This is a genomic window from Cellvibrio sp. (genome assembly GCF_039207905.1).
Taxonomy (GTDB): Bacteria; Pseudomonadota; Gammaproteobacteria; order Pseudomonadales; family Cellvibrionaceae; genus Cellvibrio.
Map to the genome: position 1 here is coordinate 93996 of NZ_JBCECX010000010.1, position 13103 is coordinate 107098.

The following is a 13103-nucleotide window of genomic DNA, read 5'->3' on the forward strand; positions in this document are numbered from 1 at the left end:
GTTGCTTTATCACCAAGGAGAACCAATGAAAAAAACATTATGCGCCTTTGTGGTAATTGCAACAGTTTACGGCTGTACGACTACTCCCGCAAACAAAGCCACACAAACTTATAACAAAGACTATAAGGCTCACGCCCAGCAAGGGCTCCAGTACATGCAATCAGGTTTTGTAAACGAAGCTGCAATAGAACTTGATGAGGCAATAAAACAGTGCGAGAACAAATATCTGATTAACGGCAAAAAGATATATACATCGAGGACGACAGCTGAAAGCCTGATGTATTCCGTACTGTCTACCAATAAAAATGAAGCAGCCGAAGTGGGCGATATAGTTTGCTCCGATGCTTATTACTTGCGCGGCTCAATCGCCCTAAATACCGGAAGAATTCGCGATGCAGAATTCCTGCTAAAAAAGGCAGTTGGAATGGGGCCGATGAATGCAATGTATTTATCCGCACTTGGTCATATCTACCAAGTAAGGCGCGACTGGAATCAGGCGGTTTATTATTTCACCCAAGCTGAAGAGGCTGCTCCCACCTACTCTCCCGATGTATTAAAAGCCAGTGAGTTTGTGCGAGCCAAACAAGGTATTGGCTTCAACCTGATTCAATTGGGAAAATTAAATGAAGCGGAGGAAAAATATAAAGAATGCCTGGCACTAAACTCAGGCGACAAACGCGCAAAGGATGAACTTGAATACATCAATATAATTCGAGGCAAACGTAATCTTTAAAAAAGCCCGCCTGTTTTGCAACAGGCGGGCTTTTTCAGCAACCGAGAGAAATTATTTAGTTAACTTCACTTCAACCGCTTTACCATCATAGTCAATTGTTTGCATAGGTTTCGCATCAAAGTTGGCAGCATCTTTTGACGCGCCAGCGATAACGCGAACACTAATTTTGCGTTTTTCAGCCATGCCGGTGAATTTACCAATACGCTCACCGATGGTAACTGTAGCGGCTGCATCATCGTAGCTGACAGGAATTCGCGTCCACTCACCTTGCTCGTATTTCACTGAGCGGCCATCATCTTCGTAAATTTCAAAGTTGCCGTTAGCGCCTGCGTAAATATTCAAAGTCAATGGCGTTTTCAAGCCTTCGTCCACATGCTGGATTGCTGCACCGGTTGGCACAATCGAACCGGCTTTAACGAACAATGGCATTTGCGAGAGTGGAGCATCTACCTTGATAGTTTGGCCGCCTGCGGTTTTCTCACCAGTGTAGAAGTTGTACCAATCTGCGCCTGCAGGTAAGTACACATCGCGTGAACGCGCATTGTTTTCATACACAGGATTGACCAAAAATGCCGGGCCAAACATGTATTGGGTATTGATATTCCACCCGGCTTTATCGTTCGGGAAATCCATTACCAGCGGACGCATAATGGTGCCATCTTTGTGGTAAGTATCTCCGGCCAAGGTATAGATGTAAGGCATCAAGCGATAGCGTAATTTGATGTAGGATTCGAGCGTGCTGTATACCTCAGTACCTTCATCCGCCAGGCTGAAAATTTCACGGTACGGATATTGGCCATGCGAGCGGAATAGCGGAACGAAAGCACCGAATTGGAACCAACGCACGTTCAACTCTTGCCAATCTTTTACCAGCTCTGGTTTTAAATCGTGAATATTAAATACTTCACCGCTGCCGCTTTTGTGGCCCCAACGATATTTATCTTCCGGTGTAAAGCCACCAATATCAAAACTCCAGTTAGGCACACCGGCAATACCGGTGCTTACACCTGCAGCAACTTGCTCGCGTAAATTATTCCAATCCGCTGAGGTATCGCCGCTCCAAATCGCCGCACCAGTACGTTGGATTCCGCCAAAACCGGAGCGAGTTAAAATGAAAGAGCGTTTTTCCGGATCAGTTGCACGCTCACCGTTATAAACTGCGGACGCATTTGGAATCGCGTAGGAGTTGAAATATTCCGCACCTGAACCAATACCACCTTCACGGCTCATTAATTCTTTGCGCTTGGTGAACGACAAGTTTGAATGGATATCCGGTTCGGCCGCATCCAACCACCAGGCATCAAAACCTTTGCTGTTTAATTTCTGGTTGATTTGCTTCCAGAAAATGTCTTGTGCTTCTTTGGTGTAAGGATCGTAAAACGCATTCAAATAACCTTTGCCAATCCAATCCAAATTACCTTCTTCGATATTTTTGTTGAACATGTAGCCTTTCGCGTTCAACACTTTGTAGTTATCGGTAGTCGGATAAAACTTGGGCCAAACGGAAATCATAATGTTGCCGTTCATTGAATGGATTTTATCGGTCATGGCTTTTGGATCGGGGAAAAATTTCGCATCAAAATCATGGCTACCCCAGGCATCTACTGGCCAATAGGACCAATCCAATACGATATTATCAATCGGGATTTTTTTATCGCGATAGTATTTGAAGGTGTTGACGATTTCGTCCTGATTTTTATAGCGCTCGCGGCTTTGCCAGAAACCATAAACCCATTTTGGCAACATCACCGCTTTACCGGTCAGCTCGCGATAACCACTCACCACTTCGTCTTTGTTATTACCTGCAACAAAGTAGTAATCAATTGCCTTACCTGTATCAGACGCCAAGGATAATTCTTTTTGCTCTTCAATCGGCATTGGATCGAGATGAGTCAAACGAAAGAAACCACCACTCACCGTCCAGTCAACTTTAATCGCTTTTTTCTCACCTGCTACCATGTCCATATTGTAGGTGTGGTACCAGGGGTTCCAGTTCAAACGCCAGCGATCAAGTGCAACTTTTCCATCAACAAATAATTTTGCATAACCGGAGTTATACATTTTGAAATGGTGGGTGCCAGATTCATCAGTTTGAATACTGCCTTCCCACTCGATGCGCAAGTTTTTTGCATCTTTCACTTCATCAGGAAAGGGGACTTCACGCACGCTGTTATTGCTGAAGAACTGATAATTCAGATCAGCTTCTACACGAGTTAGCTTTAACTGATCACCGTCGTAGTAACGTGCAGTCAAGCCGCCCTCTTTGCCTTCAGCATCAAATAATTTCAACGAGGCATTTAAAGGCTGGGTTTCGCGTGGGTCGCCAAAGCGGGTTACGGAGTTGTTGTCCCACAAGACACCGTAGTTGCGACTGGACACTACGTAAGGAACAGAAATCACCAGATTGTAGGTAGTGAGCTCTACATTCTCGCCTGCGTAATTGACCTGGCCATTTTGGTGCTGCCCAAGACCAAAGAAACCTTCATCGCTACCGCGATTGAATTCCTGACGAATTGCAAATGAATCAGCATCTGGCTTAATCGGATCAGCAGTCACGGCAGAAAATGTACCGCGATTTTCTTCTTGTAAAAGCACCTTGCCTTGGGCATCGAGGAAGCTAACAGTTCCATCGACTAAAGATACTTGTGCCGATACTTGTGCTGTTTTTAAAACGAGGTTATTACCCACTTGATCAACGGTGAACGGAACACTGGTGGATGGTTTAGCAACTACCTGAATTGATTCGGGTATAACGCCAAAGTCAGTGCCTGGCAAAGCAGTCACACGGATAATTTTTTCCGACATCACTTGCAAACGCACTTTTTTAACTGCGCCTTCTGCGAGAGTAAGTACTACGCCTTCAGCGGTTCTCTCCACTTGGGCCAGCGCCTTAACTTGTGCAGCGGGTGTTGTAGTTTCATTGTCTGATTTTGAGCAGCCTTGCAGCAGTGCAACTGATGCCACACCGAGAAGGCAATGCCTAATCATGGTTTTTTTAGAAAACCTTGTTAGTGCAGATAGCATTTTATTGTTCTCCTTTGCGGTTTGAAATTTTTATATTGATAATGTACGTGGAAAATAAAGGAACAGAAATAAAAAAGGGCGCTGCTTGCTGCGCCCTACTTTTAATTAATTGGTGGTATACGCAGCCATTTTGACTTTGAGCATGACACCGCGATCACTAAAATTCATGCCCCAATCGGTTTGATCACCATTCCAAACGCGATCTAATACCCATACACCTTTCTCAAAATGACCTTCTTCGATACGGTCAATCATGTATTTTTTACCAGCCAATTCTGCGGAGGGTTTAAATTCCACACGCGCTTTGTAAGCTGTTACCAGATATTCGTTGTCACTCAATTGCGTTACCAATGCACCGCCCGATGCTGGGGTATTACCTTCCGGTGGTGCAATCCAGAACATGGGGCGACCATAAGTGACTTCGATATCCCATAAACCAGCATCAACAACTTGCGTCAATGCGGCAGCTCTGTCTTTAGCGTGCTGTTCTTTTTCTGCCGGGGTAGCTTCAGCATTCCAGATTTTTTGCGTCTCACCTGTTGTATCCAATGGTTCGGCAAAACCCCAACTGTTATTTTCAAATAACATTTTCGCCCACTCGCGCATCGCAGGTGCAATTGCGCGATAGTGTCGCGCGAAGTTTTCGATCACTTCATCGTTATATTCTTTTGCACCTAATGGATAATTGGTGTAGCCGGTGTCATCCATACCGAATGGAGAAAAGCCGATACCACCTTTACCCAGAGTCGGGAAAAAATAACGTGCGAATGGCTGGTCGTTGCCTATCTCTGCGACAAACAAAGCATTGTCAGGGCGCGTGTAAAGTTCCAATACCTTGCTAACGGTTTTGTGATCGCGGAAATAAATATCCGGTGCAATCAAATCAATATCTGGCCCCGCGGCTTTCCAGATATGCAGCACGTTATCGGTACCACCGCCGCTGGAATATTGACCCGGTAAGCCAGGGTTGTAGGGATTACGCAACGCCACATTCACATACATCGGCAGATTTTTTATCGCCTTACCTGCAGCGGTAATTTCGTTGCAATATTTGGCGATGTAATAGGCATGGAAAAATTCATCTGCATCTTTACCAAATACTTGCGCCCAATTGCCGGATTTTAGATTCAGCTTTTTGACAAGATCGTCCGGTACCGGTGTATTAAACACTTGCTGCGCCATAGGAGAAAAATCGCGCACGGCACCGTAAGTGCCTACTTCATTTTCAACTTGCACCATAATAACGGTGTGGTCTTTATCCACTTTTTTGAGATGCTTCATTAATTCAACGAAGGCTTTTTTATCCGCTTCAAGGGTATTTTTACCCAAGGGGGACATAGAGTTTTGTGTATCGCCATCCGGCTTAACAACACGCGGGAAACGCTTGTTATCCAGCTTCACCCACGCCGGCGCATAATGTGGTGCATTATTTTTCCAGGTTGCAAACCACAAGAGCACTACTTTTACATCGCGTTCACGCGCCTGTTTTAACAATACATCAACGAAAGAGAAATCGAATTTTCCTTCCACTGGTTCAACCTGTTCCCAGGCAACCGGGATACTCAGGGTATTAGCATGCATTTTTTCAACGGATGGCCAAACATCCTTCAATGCTGCAGCGTAATTACTCGAGTTATTGGTTTGAGCCCCCAACATTAAAAATGGTGCACCATCAACCATAAGGGCGTGCTTGCCATTTTTACTTACCAGTTCAGGTAGTGGCGCGGCTAGCGCCGGCAATGTAGCAGCAGCGAGACAGCAGATCGCAAATATGCGCTGCACTTTTGACGTTAATTGACGAGCAATAATCATAAGACCTCAATACAGAATTGTTTTCCCAGGAATAATTTTTTGGATTTTTAGTAGAACACCAATTATTTTTTCATAAAAGTAATTCTTATTTGGCCTTTTTACTCTTGTTAACAAAATCACAACCACGGTTTTACTAATGAACAAAAACGAAAAAACCTTGCCCTCGTTAGAGGGCAAGGTTTAACACAGACTAATTAAAACTTGGCGCGTAAGCCAATAGCGAAACGAGCATCTTGTGCATAAGAGTATGCCACGTGATCGCCAGCTGAGTTTTGATCCATGATACCAACGGTTTTCTCTTCCAGGAGATTTGATGCCTCAGCGGTGATGGTGTAGTTATCAAGGAAGGTATAACTGATCGATGCATCCAGCTGACCATAATCATCGTTATAAATTGGCAAACGAGCTTTACCTGCATCACCAAAGTTGAAGTCCGGGTCAAATCCGTTACTTCCCCAAGTAATCAGGTACTTGCTACGCCATGAGTATGCTAAACGCGCAGAAAGGCCGCCTTTTTCATACATACCGATGATGTTGTATGCATTTTTAGAAAGCTGGTCAATTGGCATTTGGCCATACAACGAACGATCAGTATCAACAGGACTAACACCTAACGCATTCGCAGGAATTTTTGCCTTACTATCAATGTATGTATAACTCGCTTGAATACCCAAACCATCGAAAGGAGCGGGTAAGGCATCAAAGAATTTACTTACACCAATCTCCGCACCATTGATCTCACCAGAACCGATATTTTTGTACAACGTGGAGTTTACTGGAACTACGGTACCATTCGGATTTTCTACATCACTAACAACATTGTCTCTACGGAAGAAATCGTCAATTTCTTTGCGGAATAAAGCAGCGTGCGCCATTCCTCCATTCTCGTCGAAATACCATTCAGCGGAAATATCAAACTGAGTTGCTGTCATAGGTGCAAGATCAGGGTTGGTGTACTGATCTTGAGCGAACTTAACATCATTCAAACTGGTTACAGTATCTATGCCTTCTTTTTTGCTATTGGTGATAATCCGCTTGGCTTGCAAATCAGAAAAGCTTGGAGCCCAGATTGCTTCAGATGCAGCAAAACGAATGAATAAATCTTCCGTCGCTTTTAATCTGAGGTTTAAGCTCGGCAATACGTAACTACGACTATGCTTGACTGAATAAGGACTGGTCGATGTCGCAAATCCCACACCAGGTGGCGCGTCTAAATTATTCCAACCTTCATAACCATGCGCTTCGTTATCGATCTGTACTACGCGAACACCCACATTACCATCGATCGGCATAGCCAAGTCATCAAAACCAAAATTAGCCATCATGTAAGCGGCAAAATTTGTTTCACTTTGTTGGTTGCGATACTGAGGATCATTCAAACGATTCCAATCAAGATAAATCGAATCACAGATCCATGATTGATACGCAGCACAAGTTGTCTCACGATCACCATTGATAGCATCAGTAGTATTTCTAAAATCCTTTACTGCCGCACTGGAATACAAATAACCTGCCGCTGGAACATTAATATCACCACGCTGGAAGTTATCAAATGAATACAAGTTTAAATACTTTGATGCCTCATCTTCTGTAACTTTTGGCAGAGTATTTTTGTCATAGCCATTCCAATCCAGCTTGGTAAACCAAGTGGCGTAACGAGTATTCCAATCATATTCAGTGTTGATGTTATCAGCAGTTTTTTCTGAGTATCTGAAACCAGCTTTTACCGATTTGATAACAGAGTCATCAAAATTATATTCCGCATCAAAACGTCCAGTTTTAGCTTCTGCATCATTACGCTCGAAGTGTGTCATTTGCTGACCCAGGCTATAATTACGATAATCGCCCATATAACTGGAATCTAAAGCTATAGATGGAGTTTTGGTACCAACGCCATCCAGAACAGCTTCCGTAGGAATTACCTTCAAACCCAGTGTGTAGTCATCAGCGGTTGCTTCTGCAGTTACAAATTGGAAATCTGCTGAGAATTTCCAATGCTCGTCTGGAGACCATTTGATGCCAGCAGAATAATCAGTTGTTTCAGAAACTTTATTTGCCCAACGAGTACTGGTACCAAAATCTAGCCCCCACTGTGCAGGGTTAGCAACAGTTACAGTACCCGACTCAAGTGCACCGTTTTCGCTGTACACCCAATCATTATCAGCAGTAGGGAGGAGTGCTTGATCACCATTTGCACCTTCAAGGAAGAAAGCGTTTTCATCATAAACGGTATCGTGTTTACTTTGGAAAGCTGTGAAATAAACCTCAGTGTCATCGTTTGGAGCCCACTGCAATGCAAGGTATCCACCTTGACGTTTGCTTTCGTGATCGTTGCGCCGCCAATCGACACCTTTAGAAATCCACACATCGTCGCCGTCAATAGTTCTTGGCAAAAAGGCACGGGTATATACTTGGTCTGAGCGGCTTGAAAGCTCAGAGGAGGAAGCATTCACCAAAATACCAAACTCACCAATATCGGTACTCCAACGATTGCTGTACAAGCCTGAGTATTCACCATTGGTTTCTTTTATTTGATCGCCATAGTTAGCTTTTACAGACACACTTGCTACCTGCCCTTCAGAATCAAGTGGCATGCGCGTACGAAGGTTAACGGTACCACCCAAGCCGCCTTCGATCATATCGGCAGATGGACTTTTATAAGTGTCTACTGCATACATCAATTCTGCAGGAACATCTTCAAAACTTAATCCACGGCCACTTGCCGCAGAGAAAACATCGCGACCGTTCAACTCTGAACGTACTTGCGACAGACCGCGCACAGCTACACCACTACCTTCGGCAGCCGGATGCTCAGCATCGTTATTGGTATAACGACCAATAGTTACACCAGGTACACGTTGCAATGCTTCGGTAACACTGCGATCCGGCAATTTACCAATATCTTCAGCAACGATTGAATCTACCACTACTGCAGAATTCTTTTTAACGTCTTGTGCCGATTGAATACTGGCGCGCTGGCCGGTAACAATTACTTCTTCAACGGCACCTTCCGCTTGCGCGAATACGGGTGTAGCTACACTCATCACTCCCATTGCCAGTGATAGGCCGGATGCAAATTTAATGTAGGCTGGTAACTTTTTCTTCAAAAACTGTTTGTTGTTAGATGTCATGACATTCTCCAATTAGAATTATTAAAATGGGTACCCCTAAAGCTATCTCCCGCTGCTGGATAAGAGATATGTGCTTCCTCCTTGAGCGTTAAAACTTCCACTTGTATCCTTATTTTTTACTACTATGGATTTATTGTTCGCCGTCGAAACCAAAGAATATTTTTCTGTAAACAACGACGTTCTTAATTGAATTTTCCCGCTGTTAGCGGCATAGATTTTTGCTTTGGTAAGCTGATTATTTTTCCACTCCAGATCCAGAGTAATTCCACCGCGCGCGCGCAAACCTGTGACTGAGCCGTTTTTCCAGGCAGCAGGTAGTGCGGGCAATAAATGCAGTTCACCGTTGTGGCTTTGCACTAACATTTCCACTACGCCCGTGGTTGCGCCGAAGTTTCCATCAATTTGGAATGGTGGATGGTTGTCCCACAAATTACTCAGTGTGCTCCGCTGCAATTGTTCACCCAATACTTTGTGCGCACGATTACCATCAAGCAGGCGCGCCCACATATTGACCTTCCAGGCTTGCGACCAACCGGTGCCACCGTCGCCACGCGCATTCAGCGTTGTTCTCGCTGCGGCTAATAATTGAGGATTTTTGTGCGCATCGATTTGGCGGCCAGGATGCAACGCAAACAAATGGGAGATATGGCGATGTTCGTTTTTAGGATCATCGAGATCCTCTTTCCATTCCTGCAACTGCCCCCATGAGCCAATACGTATGCCATCATCCATGCCAGCGAGTTTTGTTTTTAGCTGCTGTGCAAATTTTTTATCGCCGATGGCAGTAGCGGCTTCATGGGTGTTGCGCAACAAATCAAACACGATTTGCTGGGACATTGCTGCACCCTTGGTAAAAGGCCCCTGCTCCGGTGAGAAGCTGGGCGATACAATCCATTTACCATCGCGCGGATCTTTAATCAGAAATGCCAACCAAAATTCCGCTGCGCTTTTCATTACGGGATAAGCGCGCTCGCGCAGGAATTTTTTATCGGCAGAAAATAAATAATGTTCGTAATAATGTTGCGCAAGCCAGGCAGATGCTTCCGGCTGCCAGAATGCGGTGGGCCAATCGATAACACCGGTAAAGCCCCAGATATTGGTATTTAAAAATACTGTCCACCCTTGGTTAACACCAGCCACTTTTTGCGCAGAAATTTTTCCAGGCTCAACCAGGCTATCGACAAAATCAAAATAGGGAGCCATCAACTCTGGCATATTGGCGGTTTCTGCCAGCCAGTAATTCATTTGCAAATTGATGTTGACGTGGTAGTCGTCGTTCCAGGGCGGAGTGATGGAATTGTTCCAAACGCCTTGCAGGTTCGCAGGCAATGAACCCGGGCGCGACGAGGCAATCAACAAGTAGCGACCGAATTGGAAATAGGTTGACTCCAAGGTGCGATCCAACACTGCATCGCCTTTTTTATAACCCGCGAGTAATTTATCAGTGGGGGTATTTTGCGGTTGCTGGCCAATATCCAACGCAACGCGACCAAACAGTGATTGATAATCGCGACGATGATCTTGCTGCAATTGTGCAAATGTTTTTTCGCTCGCACGCGACACTGTTTTTTGCAAACGCGCATGCGGATGTTCACCGCGATATTTTGGAAAGCGCTGCGCGTAATCAGTACCCGCCGCCAATAAAATCACCACCGAGTCAGCGTTTTTAATCGCCACTTGTTTGCTATCAATTGCAGTGAGCTCACCGCCCTGATGTGAAAACTGAATGCGGGTTTCAAACTGCAAGCCATTGCTGTGCAATTTCCCACTTCCGCTCAACACACCATTTTCGATTGTGGTCGCAAGGCTGCGGTTATCTGGTACTTGTAGATCTGCAGTAAATGAAATTTTGCCCGGTTGATCGGCACTGAGCTTTATCGCAATTACACCATCTGGATAACTGGCTAAATATTCGCGGCGATACTGAACACCTGCTTGCGAATAAGTCACCGTTACCTGTGCATCATCCAGCGATAACTCACGGCGGTATTTGGTGACACCGCTGTCATTTTTATTGAAGTGTAAATTCAAATCGCCGAAGGTCTGGTAATCGCCATAGGCAGTGATTTTGCGACCAAGAAGACCCGCTGCCTTCTCAGGAGTAATCGAGCCTTCGCGCTGGATTGTCTCGCGAACTTGCGCAACTGCTGCTGTCTGCGGTTGGTCGGGCCACCCAAAATCGTAGCCTTTGGCACCCGGTCCACCGGTCCAAAGCGTTTTTTCATTGAACTGAATTTGATCATTGGCAACACCGCCAGCAATCACCGCCCCCATAGCGCCATTGCCAATCGGCAAGCCTTCGGTCTCCCAATTGGTGGAGGGATGATCGAACCAAATGTTAGTAGGTACGGATGCATAAGCCGGCGCAGCACAGAGCGCGGCCACAAGACCTGACACAGGGAGACAACGTATCGCCACTAGCTGAAAGCGCAGCTGGATATTGCGGTAGATCGTGATCATTAAGTGTTATTGCTCTTATATGGTAAATATGACTATATGATGCAATATTAAGCCAATGTTTTTATACGTGCAAGATTTATTACCTATGACAAAAAACTCGCCAAAACGGTGATACTAAAAGAAACAAAGCAGGATTAAAGCGTCACGCTCGCGCCCTTCAACTCAGAAATTAACGGGACAAAAGCGCTGTCAGCTGCCGACAGATCGCATACATCAGAGGGTAGAAAATTCAAGCGGAAAAGCCTGCGGCTGCCGCAGGCTTTGGGAGAGATGACGCAATTAGTTATCGATAGATTGGAGAAACTCGGCATGACTGGCGGCCAAGGCAGTCCCCTTGCCGATGGCACTTTTCATTTTGTTCATCACCAACGGAATAGCGGCAGGATCACTGAGAGGTAAAAGTGCCTCAGGCGCCATCCCGAAACCATAGAACATGCTTACCCAGCTCTCCTCAACGAAAGACTCCTGAGCCAGCAGTTTGATATCACCACCAGCTTTGTAGGCCGCAATTTTTTCCTCAAGGGTAAGCGGAATCGACATGGCCCGCACATGTTCCCAGAAAGGATTTGAGCGGCCATTCAACTTGTAATGCAGGATGATGAAATCCCGAATGCGCTCGTACTCCAGCCGGTTCAGGCGGTTGGCCTCCGCAACCTGCTTTTCATCGATAATAAAATTCACCAGAAAGCCGGTCATTTTGGCGATCCCGGTCTGGATAAGGGAAATGCTTGTGGACTCCAGTGGTTCCAGAAAGCCGCTCGATAATCCGATAGCCACACAGTTTTTATGCCAGAAATCCGGCCGCATACCAGTGGTGAAGCGAATTAACTTTGGCTCCGTCAAGGGCTCACCGGCCAAATTGGCCAGCAACTCTGCGCGCGCCTGCTCATGGGAAATAAACGGGCTTGAGTAGACATAACCATTACCAACGCGATGCTGCAATGGAATGTGCCATTGCCAACCCGCAGTACGAGCCGATGAGCGAGTGTAAGGATCAGGCTCAGTCACACTGTTGGTCTGCACCGCCAACGCACTGTCGCACGGCAACCAATGACTCCAATCCTCGTAGCCAACACCCATGGTTTTATTAATGAGCAGCGCCGGGATGCCGGTGCAATCAACAAATAAATCGCCATCAATTATCTGGCCGGATTCAAGCGAAAGATGCTGGATGAAGCCATTCGCCGTATCCAACTGGATATGGTTAACCTTGCCCTCTGTGCGAATAACGCCTCGCCTTTCAGCGTAGTTGCGCAGGTAGCGGGCGAAAGCCGATGCATCAAAATGGTAGGCATAGTTGTACCAGGCGAGACGGCTCTTATCCTCGAAGCTGGGCTGGGCGAACTTGCCGGCTTTAGCGAGTTGGGTGCAAAGGCAAAACTCCTCCAATCCATCGGTATATCCGGCCTGCCTCGCGGCCCACCAGGTTTTGTGGAACGAACGATCTTCGAGGCGAGCGCCGTAGCCGCCGAAGGGATGAAAAAAATTCTTGCCCTCCCCGGCCCAATGTTCGAATTCAATACCTAATTTAAAGGTCGCATTGGTCGCGTTGATAAATTCGCTTTCGCTGATTTCCAGGGTTTTAATGAACTGACGAATTCCCGGAACAGTCGCCTCACCAACACCGATAGTTCCAATCTGATCTGACTCGACCAGAGTAACCTGGATATCAACTCCATCCAGCCAATGTGCCAAATAGGCCGCCGTCATCCATCCGGCGGTGCCGCCGCCGACAATTACAATTTTTTTTATAGGTTCCGCTGTCATAGCCACTCCAGATGCCGTATCGGCTCCGCAATATTATTAAAATAAAATAACTAGCTTATAAATCATATATTAAGCATGCCCGCCCTACCACGGTTACGGCTTTCGGGAGCTGGCATAGCTGTTGCTGTACTTTGTCCATTACAAATCCATCGCCCAATTGGGGGCACTGAAAGCGG

The 13103-nt window shown here is 45.9% G+C and carries 6 protein-coding genes; 1 reads left to right on the plus strand and 5 read right to left on the minus strand.

Annotated features, from left to right (window positions below):
* Positions 1 to 25: 25 nt before the first annotated feature.
* Positions 26 to 733, plus strand: coding sequence for a hypothetical protein (locus AAGC78_RS08025; RefSeq protein WP_435783544.1), 708 nt, complete (start codon positions 26 to 28; stop codon positions 731 to 733).
* Between the two features lie 51 nt (positions 734 to 784).
* Here AAGC78_RS08025 and AAGC78_RS08030 read toward each other — a convergent pair whose 3' ends face one another.
* From AAGC78_RS08030 to AAGC78_RS08050, 5 genes are all read right to left on the minus strand, one after another.
* Positions 785 to 3721 (minus strand): TIM-barrel domain-containing protein, encoded by a 2937-nt coding sequence (locus AAGC78_RS08030; RefSeq protein WP_435783545.1) that lies wholly within the window; start codon positions 3719 to 3721, stop codon positions 785 to 787.
* 141 nt (positions 3722 to 3862) lie between these two features.
* Complete coding sequence (locus tag AAGC78_RS08035; protein ID WP_435783546.1) at positions 3863 to 5569, minus strand: DUF5597 domain-containing protein; 1707 nt, start codon at positions 5567 to 5569, stop codon at positions 3863 to 3865.
* 194 nt (positions 5570 to 5763) lie between these two features.
* On the minus strand, positions 5764 to 8700 hold the full coding sequence (locus AAGC78_RS08040; RefSeq protein ID WP_435783547.1) for a TonB-dependent receptor: 2937 nt from the start codon (positions 8698 to 8700) through the stop codon (positions 5764 to 5766).
* A 42-nt stretch (positions 8701 to 8742) separates the two neighbouring features.
* Positions 8743 to 11160 (minus strand): glycoside hydrolase family 95 protein, encoded by a 2418-nt coding sequence (locus AAGC78_RS08045; RefSeq protein WP_435783548.1) that lies wholly within the window; start codon positions 11158 to 11160, stop codon positions 8743 to 8745.
* A gap of 279 nt (positions 11161 to 11439) precedes the next feature.
* Complete coding sequence (locus AAGC78_RS08050) at positions 11440 to 12927, minus strand: tryptophan halogenase family protein (RefSeq protein WP_435783549.1); 1488 nt, start codon at positions 12925 to 12927, stop codon at positions 11440 to 11442.
* Between the last annotated feature and the right edge of the window lie 176 nt (positions 12928 to 13103).